Source organism: Rhizobium sp. LARHSG275, from assembly GCF_052871115.1.
In genome coordinates, this window is record NZ_JBIXJN010000009.1 from 130,821 (window position 1) to 154,336 (window position 23,516).

The window sequence follows — 23,516 nt, forward strand, 5'->3', positions numbered from 1 at the left end:
TTTCCCGGTTGTTCTTCTTGATGTTTGGAGATCGTAGAATGCATCTCGATCGACGGTTGATGGAACGATATTTATCTACTGAAAGCAACGGGCTATGCAGAAAAATTTTCCAGCTGGACAATTTTAGAAATTTTCAGTCAAAAATCGGCCGCATTTGGAAATATTCGGACAAAAATGACCGAAATTTTGTCGCATTTGGTATAAAAGCGCGCCTATCGCGACATGCAACGGGCATTTTCCCAGCATTCGGAGGCCGATGAGACGTCCGCAAAAACAAAAAACCGCGGTTGCCAGGCAACCGCGGTTCAGAAGCAAATTCTGCTCTTTAAATCAGGCGGCGGGGGCAACGATCGCGGGCTTGCGATATGCCGGCTCGCCGGTAATGCCGAGAAGGAAATTGATCTGCGGACGCGCCTTGACGAGGTCGTCGATGGAATATTCCGACAGCACGGCGAAGAAGGCGTTGAGCGCCTTGCGCAGCGCCGAATTCAACCCACAACTGTCGACCAGCGGGCATTCGACCTCACCGTCATCCTCGAAGCATTCGGCCATGGCGAAGCTATCTTCCGTCACCCGAACGACATCGAAAAGACTAATGTCGGCGGCCGGCTTGCCCAAGCGCACGCCACCATTGCGACCGCGCACGGTTTCGACCAGACCCGCCTTGTTCAGCGGCTGGAGGATCTTGAAAAGAAAGAGCTCGGAAACGCCATAGGCCCTGGCGATTTCGGGAATCCGGCTCAAGTGCCCGTCATTGGCAGCACAATACATCAACATGCGAACCGCATAGTTCGTCTGCTTCGTCAACCGCATGCCATTCTCCTGACTCGTCTGTTCAGACCTATATAGGCGGTTTGCTAGTTTTGAACAATTCCAAAATATGAAATTCGCATTCAGCTTATGAGGCCATTTGCCGCGACGTCAATCCCGCTCCAGGATCCCGACGTCATCGAGGATCGCCCCGCCTGCGCTCGGGCGTGCCTTGCGCATCAGTTTGACCTCGGCACTGGTAAAATGGGAGATGGCGAACAGATTACGCCCTTGTCTCAGAATATTCTCGATGCCGACCGACATCGCCGGCAATCAGCATGACGAGGAAAAATTCGGGAGCCAAAAGGCCCCCGAATTACTGATTTCTTGGAATGTCGTGACGATCACTTCATCGTCGGCATGACGAATTCCGCGCCGCTCTTGATGCCGGAAGGCCAGCGGGCCGTGACGGTCTTGGTTTTCGTCCAGAACTTGATCGAATCCGTGCCGTGCTGGTTGAGGTCGCCGAAGCTCGAGGCCTTCCAGCCGCCGAAGGAGTGATAGGCGAGCGGAACCGGGATCGGAACATTGATGCCGATCATGCCGATGTTGATGCGCGAGGCAAAATCGCGGGCGGCATCGCCGTCGCGGGTGTAGATCGCAACGCCGTTGCCGTATTCGTGCTTCATCGGCAACGACAGCGCTTCCTCATAGTTGTTGGCGCGAACGACGGAGAGCACAGGTCCGAAGATCTCGGTCTTGTAGATATCCATCTCCGGCGTGACGTGATCGAACAGGCAGCCGCCGACGAAATAGCCGTCTTCATAGCCCTGGAGCTTGAAATCGCGGCCGTCGACCACGAGCTTGGCGCCTTCTTCGATGCCGCGATCGATCAACCCGCGAACACGGGTATAGGCTTCCTTAGTGACGAGCGGGCCCATGTCGGCCTTGTCGTCGGTATAGGGGCCAATGCGCAGGGATTCGATCTTCGGCGTCAGCTTCTCGACGAGGCGGTTGGCGGTCTCCTCGCCGACCGGAACGGCAACCGAGATCGCCATGCAGCGCTCGCCGGCCGAGCCGTAGCCTGCGCCCATCAAGGCGTTGACGGCCTGATCCAGGTCTGCATCGGGCATGATGATCATGTGGTTCTTGGCGCCGCCGAAGCACTGGGCGCGCTTGCCGTTCATCGCCGCGGTGCCATAGACGTAGCGGGCGATCGGCGTCGAGCCGACGAAGGAGACGGCGCCGATATCGGGATCGGTGAGGATCGCGTCGACCGCACCCTTGTCGCCATTGACGACGTTGAGGATGCCGGAGGGCAGGCCGGCCTCGATCATCAGTTCGGCGAGGCGGATCGGCAGGGAAGGATCACGCTCGGAGGGCTTCAGGATAAAGGCGTTGCCACAGGCGATCGCCGGCGCAAACATCCACATCGGGATCATGCCCGGGAAATTGAAGGGGGTAATGCCGGCGCCGATGCCGACCGGCTGGCGGATCGAATACATGTCGATCGCGGGCCCGGCGCCCTCGGTGAACTCGCCCTTGGCGAGATGGGGAATGCCACAGACGAATTCGCAGACTTCGAGGCCGCGAATGACGTCACCCTTGGCATCCTCGATGGTCTTGCCGTGCTCCTTGGAGAGGATTTCGGCAAGCTCGTCCATGTGCTTGTTCAGGAGTTCGACGAACTTGAAGAAGACGCGGGCACGGCGCTGCGGATTGGTGGCAGCCCATTTCGGCTGTGCAGCCTTGGCGTTTTCGACGGCAGCGCGCAGTTCCTCGACGCTTGCGAGTGCGACCGTCGCCTGTACTTCGCCTGTTGCCGGATTGTAGACGTTGCTTACGCGGCCGCTGGTGCCGGCAACCTGCTTGCCGCCGATGAAATGACCGATCTCACGCATGGGTGTTCCTCCTGTTTTTCGATGGCCGACAATCGCACTTCAATTTGCACAAATCAATGCGCTGATATAAGCAACCGTTGTGCGTAAATTATAGCCCCTATCATTGCATCGGGCGCTGCGGCTACTTCCAAACTTGGCACCGCGCGCCAACAAGTCAAATCCCAAGGGAGGTCAAACCGATGAGCCGGAAACCCATCGTCAGAATGGCGGAGCTGGAGATCGATCCGGACACGCTTGAAACCTATCGCGCATTGCTCACGGAAGAAATCGAAGCATCCCTAGCGCTGGAAGACGGCGTCCTTTCCCTGAATGCTGTTTCCATCAGGGACAACCCGAACCAGATCCGTATTCTTGAAATCTACGCCGACCAGGAAGCATACGAGGCCCATCTGCGAACACCGCATTTCCTTAAGTACAAGAATCAGACGGCGCACATGGTGACATCGTTGACGCTGATCGAGGTCGATCCGATCGCGATGCGTGCCAAGCCATGAACTGGGACGATGTTCGTATTTTCCTCGCCGTCGCCCGCACCGGACAGATCCTTGCCGCCTCGAAGCGGCTGGGGCTCAATCACGCCACGCTCTCACGTCGACTGACTTCGCTGGAAGAGGCGCTGAAGACGCGGCTTTTCATCCGCCGGACGAATGGCTGCGAGCTGACGGCCGAAGGCGAAGTGTTCCTGGCATCCGCAGAACGGATGGAAACGGAAATGCTGGCCGTGCAGGCGAGCCTCGGCCACACCGATACGGCAATTGCCGGGACGGTGCGCGTCGGCGCGCCCGACGGCTTCGGTGTTTCCTTTCTTGCTCCGCGCATGGGCAGGTTGATCGAGCGCCATCCGGCGCTGAAGATCCAGCTCGTACCTGTGCCGCGCTCTTTCTCGCTGTCGCAACGCGAGGCCGATATCGCCATCACGCTGGAGCGACCGGACCAAGGCCGGCTCGTTTCCTCGAAGCTGACGGATTACACGCTCGGCCTTTATGCCTCACGCGACTACCTCACCTCTCAGGGCGCACCAGGGGATATCGACGCACTGAAGGTGCATCCGCGCATCGGTTACGTCGAAGACCTGATCTTCACCGCCTCGCTGAATTTCTCCGGCGAGGTGATGCGGAGCTGGGATGCAAGCTTCGAAATTTCGACGGCGATCGGCCAGACGGAGGCGGTACGATCAGGCGCCGGAATCGGCATCCTGCACGACTATATCGCTCGGCAGTATCCGGAACTCCAGCGCATCCTGCCTGATATTTCGATCCGCCGCGCCTACTGGACGACCTATCACGAAACGGCGCGCGACCTCATGCGCGTCAGGAGCGTCGCCGATTTCCTCCAGGAACTCGTCAGCGCCGAACGGCACATCTTTCTTTAAGATTCGAAAGTCTGTTTTGCCGGCTCGTCGTTCTCATCGGGATTGGGAACCGGCGCCTCGTCGGGCATCCGGTCCGGCTCCGGCTCCTTGATCGGAGGCACCGGCTTCCAGCCGGGCGCCGGCATCGGCGGCTGATCGGGAATGGGTTCGTTGGGCACGGACATGACCGCCTCCCTTTCATGATTTCAGTTTACGCGACGTTCGGGCTATTTGCCTGGCTTCAGCGATTCGGCAGCACGCATCGGCATGCTATCGATGATAGCGAAGAGCTCGCCATCGGTAATTGGCTCGCTGGCCTTCAGCTTGACGGTGCCGTCCTTTCCGACAAGGAAGGCGGCGAATTCGCCCACATCAGGTGCCTCGAGATCGCGGCGGATGGCTTCGCCGTCGAGACCGTCAGCCGCACCAAAGAGCGATCGAACGCCGGCGCCGGAAACCTTGAGCACCACCAGATCACGCTCATCGAGGGCCGAGCGATCGGCCAGCAACTGATTTTCCTGCCGGGCGGCGCGAGAATTATCCCTGTCGGCGAAAACCACGAAGACGCGGTTCTTCCACTGGAACTGGGCGAGGCTTTCGGCCGCCGCATAAGCGCTGTTTGTCTCGTCGATCTTCGTCGCACCGTAGAGAAGGGTTTTCGACATGCATATTCTCCCGCTAACATGGAGAACGGTCCGAGAAGGCACGGGTTCCATCGAAACGACAGGATCCTCGTTTCGTTCCTGCACTCGAGAGGCTGCACGTGCGCTTCCGGATCTCACTTTGCAAACCTTATGCAGGCCAGCCGCGGCGCTGCCGTCTCAGCGGAATTGGTACCCGCCGTTACCGGTTAGTCTCTTCCCGCCAAACAAGTTGCCGCGAGGTCCGAGAAAGATTACGCAAAGAAGAAGTCCCACGATTGCAGGCTTGAAAGAGCAACATTCGTTAACGTTATGGTGTTGTCGGAATCGGCTGTGATAATTGTATCATTTCCGGACTGCTCGATTGCCGCAAAAAGCGCTTCCCAGTCGGCGAAAATGCTGTGATCGATCGAGATCGCGTCATGTGCGGAGCCGGTTGCCACGAAGTTTGTGATCGTATCATGGCCCCAGTTCGGCGAATAAACGAAGATGTCGGCTGCCGCTCCACCAGTGAGGATATCGTTGCCGGCGCCACCCGTCAGGGTATTAGAACCACTGCCGCCAATGATAACGTTGTTTAGCGCATTCCCTGTTCCGGCAAACGCCCCAGTTCCGATAAAGGTGAGGTTCTCGACATTGGTCCCCAGTGTGTAGGCCGCCAGGTTCGTGCGAACCGTGTCGATCCCCTCATTGGCCGCTTCGGTGACGATGTCGCCGGCATTGTCGACGATGTAGGTGTCGTGGCCAGCCCCGCCGATCAAGGTATCCGCACCTGCCCCGCCATTCAGCACATCATTGCCGGCGCCGCCGGTGATCGTGTTGGCGAGCGCATTGCCGGTGCCGGTGAAGTTGGCGGATCCCGTATAGGTCAGGTTCTCGACATTGTTGCCGAGCGTATAGCTGACAAGCGCCGTCCGGACCGTGTCCGTCCCCTCGTTCACATTCTCGATCACCAGGTCGGTCGCAATGTCGACCACATAGATGTCGTCACCCGTCCCACCCAACATCGTGTCGGCACCAGCCCCGCCGATCAAAGTGTCGTTGCCGCCAGCCCCCATCAGCTTGTCGGCAGCAACACCACCGATGATAATGTTGTCGAGCAGATTGCCCGCCCCGGTAAAGGCTGCCGTTCCGATGTAGGTGAGGTTCTCGACATTGGCCGCCAATGTGTGGGCGGCAAGGGTCGTTCGAACCGTGTCGATCCCCTCATTGATCGCCTCGGTGACCAGGTCGCCGGCATTGTCGACGATATAGATGTCGCCACCCGCCCCGCCGATCAAACGGTCTGCCCCGGCCCCACCATTCAGCGTATCGTTGCCGACACCGCCGGAAAGCGTATCGATCGCAGCGCCACCCGTGATCGTATTGTCGAGACTATTGCCTGTTCCGGCGAAGGCTACCGTGCCGATATAGGTGAGGTTCTCGACATCACTGCCAAGCGTATAGCTTGTCAGAGTCGTGCGAACCGTATCGATCCCCTCGTCGGCGGCTTCGGTGACGAGGTCGCCGGCATTGTCGACGATATAGGTGTCGCTGCCCTCACCGCCAATCAAGGTGTCGGCGCCAGTTCCACCATTCAGCGTATCGTTGCCGATACCGCCAGTGATCGTGTTATCAAGCGCATTGCCGGTGCCGGTGAAGCTGGCGGACCCGGTGTAGGTGAGGTTCTCGACATTGACCAAGGCGGCGATCGAGTAGGCTGCAAGCGCCGTGCGGATTTCGTCGGTGCCGGCGCTGTCCTTGATCACGTCGCTCGCACTGTCGACCACATAGATGTCGTTGCCAGCACCGCCGTCAAGCGTGTCATTGCCGGCGCCGCCGTCCAGCGTGTCGTTGCCGGTGCCGCCGGTGATTGCGTTGGCAAGCGTATTGCCGGTGCCGGTGAAGCTGGCGGATCCCGTATAGAGCAGGTTCTCGACATTGCTGGCGAGCGTATAGAGTGAAAGCGCCGTCTTGATCAGATCGGTTCCTGCATTCAGCCCTTCGGTGACCACGTCGCCAACGTTATCGACAATATAAGTGTCGTTGCCGGCACCACCGATCAGTATGTCTGCTCCGGCCTTCCCATCCAGGATGTCGGCACCTGCCGCGCCCCGGATCGTGTTGGCAAGGTCATTGCCTGTTCCGGTAAAGGCTACCGTGCCGGTATAGGTGAGGTTCTCGAAATCGCTGCCAAGCGTATAGCTTGTCAGAGTCGTGCGAACCGTATCGATCCCCTCGTCGGCGGCTTCGGTGACGACGTCGCCGGCATGGTCGACGATGTAGGTGTCGTCGCCCGCGCCACCGATCAAGGTATCCGCACCTGCCGCGCCGTTCAGCGTGTCGTTGCCGGCGCCGCCGGTGATCGTGTTGGCGAGCGCATTGCCGGTGCCGGTGAAGCTGGCGGACCCCGTGTAGGTGAGGTTCTCGACATTGACCAAGGAGGCGATCGAATAGGCTGCAAGCGCCGTGCGGATTTCGTCGGTGCCGGCACTGACCGCCTCGGTGATCACGTCGGTCGCACTGTCGACCACATAGATATCGTCGCCCGTCCCGCCCGACATCGTGTCGTTGCCGGCCCCGCCGTCCAGCGTGTCGTTGCCGGCGCCGCCGGTGATCGTATTGACGAGCGCATTGCCGGTACCGGTGAAGCTGGCGGATCCCGTATAGAGCAGGTTCTCGACATTGTTGCCGAGCGTATAGAGTGAAAGCGCCGTCTTGATCAGATCGGCTCCTTCATTCGGCCTTTCAGTGACGACGTCGGCAAGGTTATCGACAACATAAGTGTCATCGCCCGCTCCGCCGATCAGTATGTCTGCTCCAGCCTTTCCGTCCAGCGTGTCGGCACCTGCCGCACCCCGGATCGTGTTGGCAAGGTCATTGCCTGTCCCGGCAAAGGCTGCCGTGCCGCTATAGGTGAGATTGTCGACATTGGCGGCAAGAGTATAGCTTGCCAGCGCCGTTTGCACCGTATCGATGCCCTCATCAGCGTTTTCGGTGACGACGTCGGACGTGTTATCAACGATGTAAGTGTCGTTGCCCGTCCCGCCGATCAGCGTGTCGGCGCCAGCCCCGCCATTCAGGGTATCATCACCGGCACCGCCCGACAAAATATCGATGGCCGCGCCGCCGGTGATCGTGTTGTTGAGGGTATTGCCAGTGCCGGCAAATGCAGTCCCGCTAACGGTAGTGAGGTTCTCGACGTTGGCGCTCAGTGTGTAGCTCGCCGCATACGTCTGAACCGTGTCGATGCCCTCGTCGGCGTTTTCAATGATAGTGTCGCCGGCATCGTACACGACATAAATATCGTTGCCGGTCCCACCGGCAAGCGAGTCATTTCCCCACTTACCATTCAGAGTATCGTTGCCTGCCCCACCGGAGAGCGTATCGTCGCCTAACCCACCAGTGATTATGTTGTCGAGGCTATTACCGGTACCGGTAAAATTGCCATTACCTACGAAGGATAGATTCTCGACATTGGCGATGTCCGCAAGCGAATAAGCAGCAAGATCGGTCCGGATCTTGTCAGTGCCGCCGTCGGCCGCCTCGACCACGACGTCGCCGAGACTATCGACCTCATAGGTATCGTCGCCCGCACCACCGATCAGCGTGTCGTCGCCGGCCTCCCCATCAAGCCAATCAGATCCCGTCCCGCCGGTGATCACATTGGCCGCCGCATTGCCTTCACCGATGAACGTGGTGGTGCCGGTGTAGGTCAGGTTTTCGACGTTAGCGCTGAGTGTATAAGAAAGCGTCGTCCGGACCGTATCCGTCCCCTCATTGGCATTCTCAATCACGGTGTCGCTGGCATTGTCGACGATGTAGATGTCGTCGCCCACCCCGCCCGACAGCTTGTCGATTCCGGTCCCGCCGTCGAGCGTATCATTACCGGAATCGCCGGTCAGGGAATCATTTCCGGCGTTGCCCCAGAGCGTATTGTCCGCTTCGTTCCCCGTAACCGTATCGTTGCCGGAGCCGGCCTTAACGTTCTCGATCAACGATGCAACATTGTCCTGATAAAGCAGGGCGTTGAAAATGTTGCCGCGGGCATAACCATTATTCGGACCTCCTCCCAGGTCGGCCAACTGGCCCTGGGAAAAGACCGAGTAGCCCCCTGCTCGCAGGTCGATCTTGAGGGCGGTGGTATAAGCGCTCAAATCATAGGTATCGATACCGCCGCCGTCCCAGATTGTCGCGAAGATGCGGTTGGCGGCGGGTGTGATGGCCGCAACGCCGTTGACATAGGTGATGCCCTGGTTCGGATTCCACTTGTAGACGGTATTGTCACTGTTCGTCGTATAGTCCGCACCATACATTTCCTGCAGGGCGGCGATGTCGAGCATCATGAAGGTTTGCGGCGCGCCGTCATGCTCATACGTGTACCCATTCCCATTGTCTCCGACATATGTGCGGTAGGTCATGATCGTATATTCGAGCGAGTCGTAGGCGCTCGGAACGACTGTCGGATTGAGATTATACCCTTCCTGAGCATGTTTCAGTCCGAGAGCGTGACCCAGTTCGTGTGCCAAAGAATGGCCCGCGTAGTTGCCGAACCTCGGCAAGCGATAATCATCTTCGGTGCCAGCATATTCCGTGCCGAACCAGACATCGCCGCCGCTGCCGCCGATATTTGGGGTATAGGCCCATGCCGTCGGAGGTAGCCACGATTGAGCGAACCGCACCGTTGCGGTGCCAGCGCTTCCGGCCTCAAAGTTGGCGTTCGTAAACCCCTCGACGGAGAAGCCGTCATTTGCCGCACTCCCGTAGGACTGCTCCATAAAGTACAAAGCATAAGACTGCTGCTGCGTCGAAATTGAAGAGAAAGAATAGTCTTTCTCGCCGCTATAGGCATAAGATGACGAGGTGGTAGGAAACGCATAGGTTATCGTTCCGTCCCAGGCAGTGCCACTGAAGAGCCCGTCAACTTTCTCATCCCCAGTCGAGCTGACGTCCTTTGTCGAAGTAATAAGATTCGTCATAAAATATCCGTTTGCCTATTCCGTTCGGCCGTGCCTAATGCCAGTTTCCCTCTGCCCCAAACCAGAGGAAATTTCAACCAAAAGCTTTATTTCGCTTCAGGAAAGTTTTTGATCTTAGTAACCAACGCTTATGAAGCCCTTCGTCCGCAAACTCGATCAAAGGCTAGAAGCTATTCCAGGGATCCTGTGCTCAGCCTGTCCGAACCTCCGCAATTGCTGGCATGACGGCACTTAAATTGGCGTTACAGCCATTTGCTGAAATTTAATAAGTTTCCACGCTCGGTGAGCTCGGGAAAGCAAGGTCCGAATTGTTTTGGCGCCCGCCGAGCGATGTCTCCGCCTGGGCGGATCGTTCCGTATCGAGTGGCGAGTTGTCGCATTGCGGACCTTGCTGCTGCTGCGTGCCGCACACGCAGCTCACACAGCAGTATGGCGCATACGGACAAATGTTCGACTTTCTGTGGCAAAAAAATGTAGGCGCTCTTCAGGGCGCCGCGCCATGGGATTGGTCATGGGCACACTTCGTAGGCTATTCCACACGTGAAAGTTCGCGCTTTTGGCAAACACTGCCACATCAATGCAGGGTCGTCAGACAGTTAAGCGTCTATACCGACAATTTTGGCCGAAATGACATTAGCTAAAACGACTCGTCTGATAGGGAGTTGGCGTGGGGAGATGGTACGGTTGGGGGGTCTCGAACCTCCGACCTCAGGTGCCACAAACCTGCGCTCTAACCAACTGAGCTACAACCGCATAAATCGCGCTTGGCGCGACGGGGGTCACATACGAGGACTTGGCGAGGAATTCAAGCCCCATTCCTCGTCAATATACAAAAAGGCCGGACGCGAGGTCCAGCCTTTTGTTTCTGGTCGATAAAGACCGATCAGGCAACCTTGAAGGATGCCATGGCCTTTTCGGCGGCGTCCTTGGAAGGCTTTGCGAGCTTTTCGGCAACCTGCTTGGTGGTTTCCTGCATCGACTTCGCCTGTTCGACAGCCAGCTCGGCCTGCTTGCGCAGGAACGAGGTCTGCAGATCGAAGAATTCGGCGGGAGACTTGACGCCGAGCAGCGCTTCCAGGTGCGAGATCGAGCTCTCGGCGTTGACACGCAGAGCGTCGATCGCCTTCAGGCCGATCTCGACCGTGCCGGCCTGTGCCGTCTGGACGGTGGCTTCGAGCGTCTTGCCGGCTTCCTCGCCAGCGGTCTTCAGCTTGGCATAGGCGTCCTTCGACTGCTGTGCGCCCTTTTCGGCGAATTCACGGAAGGATTCCGTGAACTTGGACGGGTCGAAAGAAGCGATTGAAAAAACGTCATCGGTCTTTATGGTAGCCATGGGTCGCATCCTTTGGGCTGAGGCAGTCGCTGCCTGCGGTAGTTGGGATGATGCTTATATAAGACAATTCATTGTGCATTGCAACAATTATTGTGCAACGCACAAGACGTTAACCTTTCCGGCCGAAAACCCCCTCCTCTGCTGGACCGGCATGCGCCCCGCAGTTATTAATAAGCCGTTAATTTAAGAAGGCCGACAGCGACAAGGTTCGAACATGCCCGCAGTCCAATATCCGTTCATCGACATCGCCGTGCATGCACGGGTGCGGGAACGCTTTTCACGCGGCGAGGCCATGGTGCTGTTTTCGGCCGATCTTGCCCGTCTGCTCTGGGCGAATGGTGCAGGTGCGGAGCTTTTCGGCCATTCGGCGGTCTATGATCTGCTCGATCAGGGCGTCGACCGCGCCGACATCACCTTCCGCCAGCTGGAAACGGCGGCGCGCCAGCTCACCGATATCGGCGACAGCCGCAGCCTGATGATCCGCGTTGCCAAGGGCTTTCAGCGTGCACAGGCACAGGCGGCTGCCGAACTGATCCGCCTTTCCCAGGGCGAAAAGGCCATCCTGTTTTCGGTGCCAGTCTCGGCAAAGCCGCTCGCGTCAGGCGCATCGGCGGCCCAGATGCTGCAGGGACTTGATGATCCCGATACGCATATGGCAGTGATCGGCGCCAATGGCGAGGTCATCGCGGCTTCGCCGGGCTTTGCCTCGCTCGGGATCTCCGAGCAGACGGCAAAGACCTTGATCAACCTTGCCGGCGCACATCCCGACCGGTTGGTGAAGCGTCCCGTCGCCACCGCCAGAGGCAATCTTCCGGCCGCGGTCGGCAAGCTCAGCGACGATCCGGCCCTCAATCTGCTCTTTGCTGTGGAGGCCGCGATCGGTCATCTTGACACGGTCGATACGCCCGCGCTCGACCCGGTCGATGCGCCCGCACAGGAAGAAAGCCCGTCACCTGCCGAAGCGTTTCAGGACGAGCCTCTCGCCACCGCAGGCTTCACCGAGATTATCGACGCGGTCGCGGGGATCGAAGAGGTCGAGGAGACGCTGGAGGAGATCGCCGGCGAAAGCGAACAGCCGACGGAGACTGCGGCGGCATCCGCTGACGAGGCGGTTGAAGCGACGCATCCTGCCGGGCATGCGGAGTCCGAGAGCGACGGCGGCGTGATCGACGGTGGCGCGGATGAGGCCGATGAGCCTGCCGCGGTCATCGGGGACGACTTGGCCTCCGTTGCCGAGACGGTGGAAACAGCGGCGACGGCGGAAGCGCCTGTCGAAACCAGCGAAACGCCTATCGACGGCACGCCGGATGCGGTCCACGAAGAAACCGTCATCGCAGCGCCTGTCCCCGACGCGCGCCCTGCCGTTGAGCTTGCGGCTGAGCCCGGCTTCGTCTTCAGGCCGAACAGCCGCGCCACGCGCTTCGTCTGGAAGATCGATGCGGAAGGCCGGTTCAATGAAGTCAGCCACGAATTTGCCCAGGCCGTCGGCCCGCATGCGTCCGACATTATCGGCTCTGCCTTCGGCGACGTCGCCGCCCTCTTCAATCTCGATCCTGACGGCAAGATTTCCGAAGCGCTCGCCCGCCGCGACACATGGTCGGGCAAGACGATCCTCTGGCCGGTCGAAGGCACCAGCCTCGTCGTTCCGGTCGATCTGGCGGCGCTGCCGACCTATACCCGCAACCGCGACTTCGATGGTTTCCGCGGCTTCGGCGTCGTCCGGCTTTCCGATACCCAGGAGGATCCGCTGGCACTCGGCCTGACACTCGGCCCGGACGGCATCGGCCATGAGGCAGCGAGCCTCGGCCCGCCCGCCGAGACCATTGCCGAGGTGGCACGCGAAGCGCAGACAGCGCTTGAAGAGCCCCTGATCGAACCTGCGTTGACGCAAGAGGTCGAGGATCAGGCGCTTGCAACAAGCGAGCCGCAGACGGAGCCAACGCCGGAAGAGATGTCTACCGAGCAGGCGACTATCGAGACACCTGCCCCGGAAAGTGCTGCAGAAAAAACGGAAGGCAGCGCCGATGCCGGCGACGTTTCCGCCGCCGAGCCGGTAGCAGAACTTTCGCAAGAGCCGCCGGCGCTTCGGATTTCGGAAACGCCCAATCGCCGTTTCTCCGACAAGATCGTTCAGCTCCACAACAGCGGCGCCGGACTGACGGCTGCCGAACAGGCCAATTTCCGCGAGATCGCCAAACGTCTGGAAGCCTTCGGTACCCGCAAGGAAGAGCCTGCCGCCGCAGCATCGATGGAACCCAGCGCCGCGGCGCCGGCGGAACCCGCCGCCACGGAAACGGCGGGCTTCGACGAGGCCTCCGGATCCGAAGAGTTCGAGGCCGAAACGCCCACCGCCGACAAGACGGAAATACCGTCGATCGAGGAAATCGCGCCACAGGAGGCGATCTTCGAGAATGCCATCGAGGCGCAGCGCGAAGACGACGGCGCCACCGAAGAACCGGCTGTCATCGCCGAGGACGAGGCGACGGAAGGGCTGGAGGAGACGGTCAGCCAGATCGAGGTTCTCACAAGCTTCATCCCACCCCGCGTCAAGATGACGGACGGGCTGTCGATCGGAACGGTCGACCAGCTGCCTGTTGCCGTGCTGATCCATATCGGCGATGCACTGCTCCACGCCAATCCGGAATTCATGCGGCTGACCGGCTACAATTCGCTCGAGGCATTGCGCGAGGTGGGCGGCATCGAAGCCCTGCTGCAACGCCGCGAACTCGAGGAAAATGCCGCAGGCTCCGGCACCATGATGCTCGTCAAGGCCGATGATACGTTGGCGCCGGTGACCGCGCGGCTGCAATCGGTGCGCTGGGAAGATGCCAACGCCCTCATGCTGGCGCTGATGCCGGTGGAAGGCAAGGAAGACACGCGCGGCGAAGCAAGCCGTTCCGAAGGTCGCCCCGAGCGGATGGTCGAGAAGGTCGCCAAACTCCAGGTCGAAGTGGAAGAATTGCGCTCCATCCTGGAAACGGCGACCGACGGCGTCGTCGTCATCGGCACGGAGGGCGACATCCGCTCGATGAACCGCTCGGCCAGCGCGCTTTTCAATTACGACGAGCAGGAGACGCGCGGCAAACCCTTCGTCATGCTGTTTGCCCATGAGAGCCAGAAGGCGGTCATGGACTATCTGAACGGCCTCTCCGGCCATGGCGTGGCAAGTGTGTTAAACGACGGACGCGAAGTGATCGGCCGCGAGGCCGCCGGCGGTTTCGTGCCGCTGTTCATGACGATGGGCCAGCTCACCTCCTCCAATGGCTATTGCGCCGTCATCCGCGACATCACCCAGTGGAAGCGCACCGAGGACGAACTGCGCAACGCCAAGGGTGCGGCCGAAACCGCCAACGCTCACAAGACCGATTTCCTCGCCCGTGTCAGCCATGAGATCCGCACACCGCTCAACGCCATCATCGGCTTTTCCGACATGATGGCGGGCGAGCGCTTCGGCCCGATCGGCCATCCGCGTTATATCGAATATGCCAACGACATCGGCCGCTCCGGACGGCACGTGCTCGACATCGTCAACGACCTGCTCGACATTTCGAAGATCGAAGCGGGCGAGATGGATCTCGATTTTGATGCCGTCGGTCTCAACGAAGCGGTCTCCGAGGCAGTGGCACTGATACAGCCGCAGGCGAATGGCCAGCGCGTCATCATCCGCACGGCGCTGTCGCAGGCGGTCCCCGAGGTGGTGGCCGATCTCCGCTCGATCAAGCAGATCGCCCTGAACATCCTGTCGAACGCCATCCGCTTCACCCCATCAGGCGGGCAGATCGTCGTTTCCACTTCCTATGAGGCCAATGGCAGCGTCGTCCTCAGGGTCCGCGATACCGGCATCGGCATGACGCGCAGCGAACTCGACCAGGCGATGAAGCCGTTCCGGCAGGTCTCGTCGACCCAATCGCGCCATCGCGGCGACGGCACCGGGCTCGGCCTGCCGCTGACCAAGGCGATGGTGGATGCCAACCGGGCAACGTTCTCGATCAGTTCGACGCCGAACGAGGGCACGCTCGTCGAGATCACCTTCCCGTCGCAGCGGGTGCTGGCCGGCTGATCGGAGCGCAAAGAAAAGGCAGCCAGAGGCCGCCTAGAATTTAGTGCTGTTCAACAAGAGCTCAGTCGATCAACGTCATGTTTCGAAGGCCCGAAGGCCCCAGGCCGCCTCGTTCATGTGCGGCCCCCAAGTTAGCTTCACATTTGACAAACCTTTCTTAACGAAAGGTTTTCATGACAGGAGATTGATAGAGGGTGAAAGCTTGTAGTTTCCGATCGCAGTCAATCCTTCAGTTCGCTTAGCCCAGCGAAGAGCCGCAGCGCCTCGGGATTGGCAAGCGCTTCCTGGTTCTTCACCGGCCGGCCGTGAACGACCTCCCGCACTGCAAGCTCGACGATCTTGCCGGATTTGGTGCGGGGAATGTCGGCAACTGCGATGATCTTCGCCGGCACGTGCCGCGGCGAGGCGCCGGTACGGACACGCGTCTTGATCGCCTTGACAAGATCCTCCGTCAGCGTCACACCCGGGGCAAGGCGAACGAAGAGGATGACACGCACGTCGTCGTCCCACTCCTGGCCGATGCACAGCGCCTCGGCCACCTCCTCCATCTGCTCTACCTGATTGTAGATCTCGGCCGTGCCGATGCGCACGCCGCCGGGGTTGAGCGTCGCATCCGAACGGCCATGGATGATCAGGCCGCCATGCTTCGTCCATTCGGCGAAATCGCCGTGGCACCAGACATTGTCGAACCGGTCGAAATAGGCGGCGCGATATTTGGCGCCATCGGGATCGTTCCAGAACATCACCGGCATCGACGGGAAGGCCTTGGTGCAGACGAGTTCGCCCTTCTCCCCGCGCACCGGCTTGCCATCATCGTTCCAGACGTCGACGGCAAGGCCGAGGCCGGCCCCCTGGATCTCGCCGCGCCAGACCGGCTGCAGCGGATTGCCGAGCACGAAGCAGGAGACGATATCGGTGCCGCCCGATATCGAGGCGAGCTGGACGTCCTCCTTGATGCCGTCGTAGACGAAGGTGAACCCTTCCGGCGATAGCGGCGAACCGGTGGAGGTCATCAGCCGGAGGCTGGAGAGATCGTGGCTCGCGCGCGGCGTCAGCCCGCTCTTGCGCACCGCGTCGATATATTTCGCCGAGGTGCCGAAGATGGCGAATTTTTCAGCCTCGGCGTAGTCGAACAGCACATTGCCATCGGGGGCGAAGGGCGAGCCGTCGAACAGGCAGAGCGTCGCACCGCTGGCAAGGCCGCTGACCAGCCAATTCCACATCATCCAGCCGCAGGTGGTGAAGTAAAACAGCTTCTCGCCGGCCTCCAGGCCGCAATGCAGCCGCTGCTCCTTGAGGTGCTGCAGCAGCGTGCCGCCGGCCGAATGCACGATGCATTTCGGCACGCCAGTGGTGCCCGATGAAAACAGGATGTAAAGCGGGTGCGAAAAACCGAGCCGTGTGAACTCGACCTCCCTTGCCTCGTAAGGCGCGACAAAGGCGTCGAGCGTTAAAGCCCCCGGGGTCTTGAGCGCGACCGCCTCGGCATCGCCGGCGTAATGGACGATGATCGTCGGGACATCCAAGCTTTTTGCGACCGTCGCGACCTTGGCGCCGACATCCTGCAGCTTGCCGGAATACCAATAGGCGTCGCAGGCGATGAAGAGCCTTGGCTCAATCTGGCCGAAGCGGTCGAGCACACCCTGCTCGCCGAAATCAGGCGAACACGACGACCAGATGGCGCCGATCGAGGCGGCGGCGAGCATGGCGGCGACGGTCTCCGGCATGTTCGGCATCATCGCGGCGACGCGGTCACCCTTGCCGATGCCGAGCGCTGCGAAAGCCTGCTGCAGCTTCGAGACCAGCGCGCGGAGCCGATCCCACGACCAGCGGTCCTCGGCCTTGTCCTCGCCGCGGAAGATGATCGCATCACCCTCACCGCGGCCAGACAGCAGGTTTTCGGCAAAGTTCAGCGTCGCATCAGGAAAGAAGCGCGCGTCCAACATGCGGTCACCATTGGCAAGCACCTTTGCGCCACGCTCTCCCTGCACGCCGCAAAAATCCCAGACGGTCGACCAGAAGCTCTCCCGCTCGGCCACCGACCATGCATGCAGATCCTCAAAGCCCGAAAGAGAAAGCCCGAAATCGGCATTGCAGCGCTCCATGAAGGCATGGATCGGGCTTTTTGCAATGGCATCCTGCGAGGGCACCCAAAGTGGTTTGTTATCCTGCATTCAATCCTCCTCCCCAATGCCGTCCTTATATCATGCTGCATTGCATTATAAAGCGTGGAACCGACGCGATCCGACGCCTGGAGTATGATGCCGAAAAGTGTGAGCGGTTTTCGGACGACATCATGCTCCAACTATTTATTTGAAAGTGCTACAGCGTCCTTTACGCGTCTGAAAAGACGCGCGGCGCTGTAGGGATTTGCATATGCCCGATATTTCCTATATCCGGCGAAATCAGCGCATAACGGGATGACCGGCTGAATTTGCCGGCGGAGATCATGAGCACGTCAAGACATCGCAGGTGGCGCAGGAAGATCGGACCCGTTTCGCGCTGGCTTCCGGCCTTCGCCCGCCTGTCGACGGTATTCCTGCTGATCGCGCTGGCCCTTTTCGTGGCGCTCAGGGTTGCCGCGCCCTATCTCATTTCGACCGGATTCGTGCGCTCCGGCATAGAGGACGCGCTGTCGAAATGGACGGGCTACCATGCCGAGATCAAGGGTAGCCCGGTTCTCGAATTCTGGCCGACACCGCGCATCACGCTGAACCAGATCACCATCCGCCAGCCGCGCGAAAATGGCGATAAGCTGCTCGGCAGCATTGAAAGCCTGTCGGCCGATTTCAGCCTCATCGATGCTTTGCGAGGCCGGACGAGCTTCCACGAGTTCCATTTGGTACGCCCCAACCTGGCGCTGACGCGCGACGAGAAAGGCCTGATCGACTGGAGTTATGCCGGACTGCTTGCACGCGCGATCAGTGGCGTACGCTACGAAAACGGCGCTGAGGTGCTCAATCCTGATCTCGATGCCGAGATCGGCGCAGTGACCGTCGAGGACGGCACGCTTGTGGTCACCGACATCAAGACCGCCAAGGCCTATCATTTCGGCAGCGTCACCGCAGATATTGCCTGGCCGAGACTTTCCGGCGCGATCTCGGCGGTCGTCATCGCCCGCATCAACGGCGAGGATCTGAAGGTCGATTTCGCCTCGCGCCAGCCGCTGCTCGCCTTTGCCGGCAGGAATGCCGAGGCACGGACATCGCTTACATCGAACCTTTTGACCGCGCACTTTCAGGGCATTGCCAGCATCGCCAGCCTTTCGGCCCTTTCCGGCAATATCACCGCCAGCATTCCCGATGTGCCGGCGCTGCTGACATGGTCGGGCAAGTCGATCCCCGGTATCGCAACGCTGAAGAGCGCTTCGGTGGAATCCGACATCATGTCGTCGGGCAATGGGCTGCGCTTTAACAATCTCAGTCTCTCGCTGAACGAAGCGAGCGCCACCGGGGTGATGGACCTTTTCACTCAACCCGGCAAACGACCGAAAATCGGCGGCACGCTCGCCTTCGACCAGATGAACCTCAAGCCCTTCCTCGACGCCTTCGCGCTGAGGCTCGCCGCCGGCGAGGCAGGGGAAATCTCCGCCGGCATAGGTGGGCCGCTGCAGGCGCTCGATGTCGACGTCAGGCTTTCGGCGCGGCGCGCCCAGATGGGTCTCTTCGAGCTTTCCGACGTTGGCGCCAGCATGATCGTTGCCGGCGGCGAGGCCAAATTCGATATTGGCGACAGCCAGTTCGAGGGCGGCGAGATGACCGCGCATCTGGAAGCGACGCAGCGCGATTTCGACGGGGGCGGCAAGCTGCAGCTGTCGATTCGCAATGCCGACTTCGCAGCCCTTGCCGAGCGCCTCGCACTGAAGGGTCCGTTGCCGCTTGCAACAGGATCGCTCGATCTCGACCTGCAGTCGCCAAAGGCGATCTGGACGACCGGCCTTGCCGACGTCACCGGCAAGCTGCACTTCTGGACGGGGGAAGGTACCATTCCCGGCATCGATGCCGCAGCACTCCGGACGCAGGCGGCCGAAAAGCCGTTCTTTCCGCTGAGCGCGGCAGCAGGCGGCGCCTTCGCCTTCAACCAGTTGAACCTTCAGGCCGACTTCGCCAACGGCACCGCCGAGATGCACGACGCCCATATCTCCGGCGCCACGCAGACGCTGACGCTTTCCGGCGTCATCACCTATCATTCGAACGGGCTGGCGCTTTCCGGATCGCTGGAGGCAACCGATCCGGCGAAGGCCGCGGAGCTGCCGCTTCTGCCGTTCTTCATCGGCGGTTCATGGCCGAACCCGGTGATCTCGCCGGTGCCGCTGTTCGGCAATACACCTCACGCGCAATAGAGCATTTCCGTTTTTCTTCGAATCACGGAAGTGCTCTATCCCTTTGTTTTTACGCAAAACCGCCGCGCACTTTTGATCAGGCGCCGGCAGCAGCGGCGCGTTCGTCCCTCTGGCGCTGCGTTTCGCGGCGCTTGGTGATGATCGAGGCGCAGATGACGCCGACTGCGACGATGCCGATCAGGATCGTGCACACCGCGTTGATCTCAGGCGTCACGCCGAGGCGGACCTGACTATAAATCCTCATCGGCAGCGTGGTGGCGCCAGGCCCCGACGTGAAGCTCGCAATCACCAGATCGTCGAGCGACAGGGTGAAGGCCAGGATCCAGCCGGAGGCCACGGCGGGCGCGATGATCGGCAGGGTGATCTCGAAAAAGGTGCGCACCGGCGGCGCGCCGAGATCCTGGGCCGCCTCCTCGATCGAATGATCGAAGCTCAACAGGCGTGACTGCACGACGACGGCGACGAAACACATGGTCAGCGTCGTATGCGCGAGCGTGATCGTCCAGAAGCCGCGGTCGAGGCCGATCGCCACGAAGAGCAACAGCAACGACAGGCCGGTGATGACCTCGGGCATGACGAGGGGCGCATAGACCATGCCCGAAAACAGCATGCGACCGCGAAAGCGGGTGTAGCGCACCAATGTCAGCGCCGCCATCGTGCCGAGGATGGTTGCTAACGTTGCCGACAACAGCCCGACGCGCAGCGTTACCCAGGCAGCGTCGAGCAGGGCTTGATTGCTCATCAACGAGACATACCATTTCGTCGAGAAACCGCCCCAAACGGTCACGAGCTTGGATTCGTTGAAGGAGAAAATCACCAGAAGCACGATCGGCAGATAGAGGAAGGCGAAGCCGAGGGTGACGGAGAGGATGTTGAAGCGGGTCCATTTCAGCATGTCTTATTTCCCCCGCTCTTCGGCTTTGGCCTGGACATTCTGGAAAAAGACGATCGGGATGACCAGGATCAGCAACAGGATAGTCGCCACCGCAGAGGATACCGGCCAGTCGCGGTTGGAATTGAACTCGTTCCACAGCGTCTTGCCGATCATCAGCGTCTGCGACCCGCCGAGCAGGTCGGGGATGACGAATTCGCCGACGGCCGGGATGAAGACCAGCATGCAGCCGGCCACCACGCCGGGGATCGACAGCGGGAAGGTGACGCGCCAGAAGGCGGTGATCGGCGGGCAGCCGAGATCCTGCGCGGCCTCGATCAGCGTGCCGTCCATCTTCTCGAGCGCCGAATAAAGCGGCAGCACCATGAAGGGCAGGTAGGAATAGACGATGCCGATATAGACGGCGGTATTGGTGTTGAGGATGATCAGCGGCGTGTCGATGAGGTGCAGCGACAGCAGCAGCTGGTTGAACAGGCCCTCCGGCTTCAGGATGGCGATCCAGGCGTAGACGCGGATCAAAAAGCTCGTCCAGAAGGGCAGGATCACCAGCATCACCAGCGTCGGGCGCAGGCCACGCGGCGCCTGCGCCATGCCGTAGGCGATCGGATAGGCGATCAGCAGCGTCAGGAAGGTGGAGATCGCGGCGATCACCACGCTCGACACATAGGCGTTGAAATAGAGCGGGTCGTCGGTGAGGTAGGTGTAATTGTCGAAGGAGAGCTCACCGAGCTTGCTTAAGAGGCCAGCCCAGCCGTCGGCAAAGGAGAAGACGGGCTCATAGGGCGGCATGGCGATCGCCGTCGCCGACATCGAAATGCGGAAGACGATGAAGAAGGGCGCCAGAAAGAAGAGCAGCAGCCAAGCATAAGGGATGACGATGACGAGGCGATTGTAGAGGCCGGACGTAAACTTGCCCATGATGTCAATCCTTCAGCAGCACGCCGGCATTTTCGTCGAAGGAGACCCAGACGTCCTGATCGTAGGTGAAGGGGTCGTCGACCAAGCGCTGCGCGTTGAGGGAGGAAGCCTTGACGACCTTGCCGCTCTGCAATTTCACATGGAAGACGGTCATGTCGCCGAGATAGGCGATATCCCAGAGTTCGCCCCTGGCAGCGTTGACCGAAGCGTTGGCGGGTGGCGTGCGCCCGACCCGCATCTTTTCCGGCCGGATGGCAAAGCCGACGGCGCTGCCTGCAGAAGGTGTCTCGGAAGCGGCGACGCGCACGCTGAAGCCGCTATCGACTGATATCTCGACGGTGCCGTTGCCCGATGAGGCAACCTTGCCGTCGAAGATGTTCACATCGCCGATGAAATCCGCGACGAAACGGCAATTCGGCGCTTCGTAGATCTCCGCCGGCGTCGCCACCTGCACGACCTTGCCGTGGCTCATGACGGCAATACGGTCGGCCATGGTCATCGCCTCTTCCTGATCGTGGGTAACGACGACGAAGGTGAGGCCAAGGTTCTGCTGCAGGTCCATCAACTCGAACTGAGTTTCCTCGCGCAGCTTCTTGTCGAGTGCGCCGAGCGGTTCGTCGAGCAACAGCACCTTCGGGCGCTTGGCGAGAGATCGGGCCAGCGCCACGCGCTGGCGCTGGCCGCCGGAAAGCTGGTTCGGCTTGCGGGATGCAAATTGCTCCAGTTTGACGAGTTTCAACATCTGCAAGACGCGGTCAGTCATCTCGTCCTTCGCCATGCCGTCCTGTCTCAGGCCGAAGGCAATGTTCTTCTCGACCGTCATGTGCGGGAAAAGCGCATAGGACTGGAACATCATGTTGACGGGGCGCCGATAGGGCGGCGTGCCGGCCATGTCGGTGCCGTCGAGCACGACTTCGCCCGAGGTCGGCTGCTCGAAGCCGGCGAGCATACGCAGAAGCGTCGACTTGCCGCAGCCGGAAGCGCCGAGCAGCGCGAAGAACTCACGGTGATAAATATCGAGCGACAGGTTATCGACGGCAGTGAAATTGCCGAAACGCTTGGTGACGTTCTTGATTGATATGAAGGGCTTGGCGGTCGGATCGGTCCAAGGTGCGAAAGAGCGGCGAATATTGCCTAGAGACTTCATATTGTTCCCCGAAAATGCATTCTTTGCTTTTGTTATTGGCTTTTATTCCCGGTTTCACCCGGCCGGGATCGTCAAAAAAGGCCCGGACGTTTCCGTCCGGGCCATTATCAGCTCATTGGCCGGTGACCACGGTGGTCCATAGCCGCGTCACGATCCGCTGGGTCTTCGGATCGAGCGGCGGAACGGTGAAGAGTTTCGCCATCACCTCGGGCGTCGGGTAGATCGCCGTATCGTCGAGGACCTCCTTGTCGAGGAACTGCTGCGACGCCTTGTTGCCGTTGGCGTAGAAGACGAAGTTCGAGGCCTTGGCGATCACTTCCGGCTTCATCATGTAGTTGATGAATTCATGGGCTTCGGCGACGTGCGGCGCATCCTTCGGAATGCCAAAGACGTCGAAGAAGATCTGGGCGCCCTGCGACGGCACCGAATAGTCGACCTTTACACCGGCATTGGCTTCCGCGGCACGGTCGCGGGCCTGGAACATGTCACCGGAATAACCGAGCGCGATGCAGATATCGCCGTTCGCCAGCGCGCTGATATATTCGGAAGAGTGGAACTTGCGGACGAAGGGACGAACAGCCGTGAGGACTTCCTGCGCCTTCTTGAGATCGGCGGGATCGGTGCTGTTCGGATTGAGCCCGAGATAAGCGAGCACCGAGGGCACGACATCAGTCGGGGAATCCAGCATATAGATGCCGCAATCCTTGAGCTTTGCTGCTTTCGCCGGATCGAACAACGCGTCCCAATTCGGCTTTTCGTCAGTGCCGAGGGCGGCCTTGACCTTGTCGACATTGTAGCCGATGCCCGTCGTGCCCCACATGTAGTCGACGCTGTATTCATTGCCGGGGTCGAAGGACGCTACGCCCTTCATGATGACGTCCCACATGTTGACCAGGTTCGGCAATTTCGACTTGTCGAGCTTCTGGTAGACGCCAGCGGCGATCTGGCGCTGCATGAAGGACACCGTGGGGACGACAACGTCATAGCCCGAACCGCCGGCCAAGAGCTTTGTTTCCAGCGTCTCGTTGGAATCGAAGGTGTCGTAGACGACCTTGATCCCGGTTTCCTTGGTGAAATCCTCGAGGATGGAACTGTCGATATAATCCGACCAGTTGTAGACGTTGACCACACGCTCCTGCGCAAAGGCCGGCACGGCAGCAAGGAGCGCGGTAACGGCGGCGGCCGTCACGCTTAGGATGGTTGACCTCATGACTTCTCCTGTT

The 23,516-nt window shown here is 60.1% G+C and carries 16 protein-coding genes and 1 tRNA gene; 4 read left to right on the plus strand and 13 right to left on the minus strand.

The genetic code is table 11. The features are described 5' to 3' along the window. Positions 1–330: 330 nt before the first annotated feature. The 3 genes from rirA to ACIPSK_RS14160 all read right to left on the minus strand — a co-directional run bounded on the left by rirA (position 331) and on the right by ACIPSK_RS14160 (position 2,651). Entirely contained in the window at positions 331–813 is a 483-nt protein-coding gene (rirA, locus tag ACIPSK_RS14150; RefSeq protein WP_003545647.1) for an iron-responsive transcriptional regulator RirA, read from the minus strand. Positions 814–921: 108 nt separating this feature from the next. After that, positions 922–1,074: a hypothetical protein gene (locus tag ACIPSK_RS14155; RefSeq protein ID WP_162119477.1), complete on the minus strand. Its 153-nt coding sequence runs from the start codon at positions 1,072–1,074 to the stop codon at positions 922–924. Between the two features lie 80 nt (positions 1,075–1,154). Further along, a complete protein-coding gene (locus ACIPSK_RS14160) occupies positions 1,155–2,651 on the minus strand; it encodes a CoA-acylating methylmalonate-semialdehyde dehydrogenase (protein ID WP_162119476.1) in 1,497 nt (498 codons plus the stop codon). 179 nt (positions 2,652–2,830) lie between these two features. Between ACIPSK_RS14160 and ACIPSK_RS14165 the strand changes: the two genes are divergently transcribed. Both ACIPSK_RS14165 and ACIPSK_RS14170 read left to right on the plus strand, forming a co-directional pair. After that, complete coding sequence (locus tag ACIPSK_RS14165) at positions 2,831–3,145, plus strand: putative quinol monooxygenase (RefSeq protein WP_017967104.1); 315 nt, start codon at positions 2,831–2,833, stop codon at positions 3,143–3,145. Further along, complete coding sequence (locus ACIPSK_RS14170; protein WP_162119475.1) at positions 3,142–4,023, plus strand: LysR family transcriptional regulator; 882 nt, start codon at positions 3,142–3,144, stop codon at positions 4,021–4,023. Before ACIPSK_RS14165 ends, ACIPSK_RS14170 begins: the two co-directional genes overlap by 4 nt. Here ACIPSK_RS14170 and ACIPSK_RS14175 read toward each other — a convergent pair. From ACIPSK_RS14175 to ACIPSK_RS14195, 5 genes are all read right to left on the minus strand, one after another. Continuing rightward, positions 4,020–4,187, minus strand: a complete 168-nt coding sequence (locus ACIPSK_RS14175) for a hypothetical protein (RefSeq protein ID WP_168724984.1) — start codon at positions 4,185–4,187, stop codon at positions 4,020–4,022. The two genes, ACIPSK_RS14170 and ACIPSK_RS14175, sit on opposite strands and share 4 nt — an antisense overlap. 42 nt (positions 4,188–4,229) lie before the next feature. Then, positions 4,230–4,667 carry a DUF4174 domain-containing protein gene (locus ACIPSK_RS14180; protein WP_162119474.1) on the minus strand — a complete coding sequence of 146 codons (438 nt, stop codon included), beginning with the start codon at positions 4,665–4,667 and terminating at the stop codon, positions 4,230–4,232. A 230-nt stretch (positions 4,668–4,897) separates the two neighbouring features. Further along, the gene (locus ACIPSK_RS14185; RefSeq protein WP_446532941.1) at positions 4,898–9,601 is read right to left on the minus strand and encodes a M10 family metallopeptidase C-terminal domain-containing protein; all 4,704 of its coding nucleotides are present in this window, start codon (positions 9,599–9,601) and stop codon (positions 4,898–4,900) included. A 676-nt stretch (positions 9,602–10,277) separates the two neighbouring features. After that, positions 10,278–10,354 (minus strand) — tRNA-His (locus ACIPSK_RS14190). A 130-nt stretch (positions 10,355–10,484) separates the two neighbouring features. Beyond that, positions 10,485–10,934, minus strand: coding sequence for a phasin (locus ACIPSK_RS14195; protein WP_162117791.1), 450 nt, complete (start codon positions 10,932–10,934; stop codon positions 10,485–10,487). Positions 10,935–11,148: 214 nt separating this feature from the next. On the opposite strand from ACIPSK_RS14195, the gene ACIPSK_RS14200 reads away from it, so the two are divergent. Next, positions 11,149–14,994, plus strand: coding sequence for an ATP-binding protein (locus tag ACIPSK_RS14200; RefSeq protein ID WP_162117792.1), 3,846 nt, complete (start codon positions 11,149–11,151; stop codon positions 14,992–14,994). 221 nt (positions 14,995–15,215) lie between these two features. Here ACIPSK_RS14200 and ACIPSK_RS14205 read toward each other — a convergent pair whose 3' ends face one another. Further along, a complete protein-coding gene (locus ACIPSK_RS14205) occupies positions 15,216–17,168 on the minus strand; it encodes an acetoacetate--CoA ligase (RefSeq protein WP_162117793.1) in 1,953 nt (650 codons plus the stop codon). 275 nt (positions 17,169–17,443) lie between these two features. Between ACIPSK_RS14205 and ACIPSK_RS14210 the strand changes: the two genes are divergently transcribed. Then, positions 17,444–19,336, plus strand: coding sequence for an AsmA family protein (locus ACIPSK_RS14210; RefSeq protein WP_162117794.1), 1,893 nt, complete (start codon positions 17,444–17,446; stop codon positions 19,334–19,336). Positions 19,337–19,412: 76 nt separating this feature from the next. Here ACIPSK_RS14210 and ACIPSK_RS14215 read toward each other — a convergent pair whose 3' ends face one another. From ACIPSK_RS14215 to ACIPSK_RS14230, 4 genes are all read right to left on the minus strand, one after another. Beyond that, the gene (locus ACIPSK_RS14215; RefSeq protein ID WP_017967096.1) at positions 19,413–20,231 is read right to left on the minus strand and encodes an ABC transporter permease; all 819 of its coding nucleotides are present in this window, start codon (positions 20,229–20,231) and stop codon (positions 19,413–19,415) included. A gap of 3 nt (positions 20,232–20,234) precedes the next feature. Next, positions 20,235–21,146: an ABC transporter permease subunit gene (locus tag ACIPSK_RS14220; protein ID WP_017967095.1), complete on the minus strand. Its 912-nt coding sequence runs from the start codon at positions 21,144–21,146 to the stop codon at positions 20,235–20,237. Between the two features lie 4 nt (positions 21,147–21,150). Beyond that, complete coding sequence (locus tag ACIPSK_RS14225; protein WP_162117795.1) at positions 21,151–22,293, minus strand: ABC transporter ATP-binding protein; 1,143 nt, start codon at positions 22,291–22,293, stop codon at positions 21,151–21,153. Between the two features lie 112 nt (positions 22,294–22,405). Further along, positions 22,406–23,503 carry a polyamine ABC transporter substrate-binding protein gene (locus ACIPSK_RS14230; protein WP_017967093.1) on the minus strand — a complete coding sequence of 366 codons (1,098 nt, stop codon included), beginning with the start codon at positions 23,501–23,503 and terminating at the stop codon, positions 22,406–22,408. Positions 23,504–23,516 lie beyond the last annotated feature (13 nt).

What these genes read in the sequence shown, in the direction of transcription:
- ACIPSK_RS14180 (WP_162119474.1), bottom strand. Translation starts at nt 4,667, where the DNA reads ATGTCGAAAACCCTTCTCTACGGTGCGACGAAGATCGACGAGACAAAC.
- ACIPSK_RS14185 (WP_446532941.1), bottom strand. Translation starts at nt 9,601, where the DNA reads ATGACGAATCTTATTACTTCGACAAAGGACGTCAGCTCGACTGGGGAT.
- ACIPSK_RS14200 (WP_162117792.1), top strand. Translation starts at nt 11,149, where the DNA reads ATGCCCGCAGTCCAATATCCGTTCATCGACATCGCCGTGCATGCACGG.
- ACIPSK_RS14170 (WP_162119475.1), top strand. Translation starts at nt 3,142, where the DNA reads ATGAACTGGGACGATGTTCGTATTTTCCTCGCCGTCGCCCGCACCGGA.
- ACIPSK_RS14205 (WP_162117793.1), bottom strand. Translation starts at nt 17,168, where the DNA reads ATGCAGGATAACAAACCACTTTGGGTGCCCTCGCAGGATGCCATTGCA.
- ACIPSK_RS14210 (WP_162117794.1), top strand. Translation starts at nt 17,444, where the DNA reads ATGAGCACGTCAAGACATCGCAGGTGGCGCAGGAAGATCGGACCCGTT.
- ACIPSK_RS14165 (WP_017967104.1), top strand. Translation starts at nt 2,831, where the DNA reads ATGAGCCGGAAACCCATCGTCAGAATGGCGGAGCTGGAGATCGATCCG.
- ACIPSK_RS14220 (WP_017967095.1), bottom strand. Translation starts at nt 21,146, where the DNA reads ATGGGCAAGTTTACGTCCGGCCTCTACAATCGCCTCGTCATCGTCATC.
- ACIPSK_RS14215 (WP_017967096.1), bottom strand. Translation starts at nt 20,231, where the DNA reads ATGCTGAAATGGACCCGCTTCAACATCCTCTCCGTCACCCTCGGCTTC.
- ACIPSK_RS14155 (WP_162119477.1), bottom strand. Translation starts at nt 1,074, where the DNA reads ATGTCGGTCGGCATCGAGAATATTCTGAGACAAGGGCGTAATCTGTTC.
- rirA (WP_003545647.1), bottom strand. Translation starts at nt 813, where the DNA reads ATGCGGTTGACGAAGCAGACGAACTATGCGGTTCGCATGTTGATGTAT.
- ACIPSK_RS14225 (WP_162117795.1), bottom strand. Translation starts at nt 22,293, where the DNA reads ATGAAGTCTCTAGGCAATATTCGCCGCTCTTTCGCACCTTGGACCGAT.
- ACIPSK_RS14230 (WP_017967093.1), bottom strand. Translation starts at nt 23,503, where the DNA reads ATGAGGTCAACCATCCTAAGCGTGACGGCCGCCGCCGTTACCGCGCTC.
- ACIPSK_RS14160 (WP_162119476.1), bottom strand. Translation starts at nt 2,651, where the DNA reads ATGCGTGAGATCGGTCATTTCATCGGCGGCAAGCAGGTTGCCGGCACC.
- ACIPSK_RS14195 (WP_162117791.1), bottom strand. Translation starts at nt 10,934, where the DNA reads ATGGCTACCATAAAGACCGATGACGTTTTTTCAATCGCTTCTTTCGAC.
- ACIPSK_RS14175 (WP_168724984.1), bottom strand. Translation starts at nt 4,187, where the DNA reads ATGTCCGTGCCCAACGAACCCATTCCCGATCAGCCGCCGATGCCGGCG.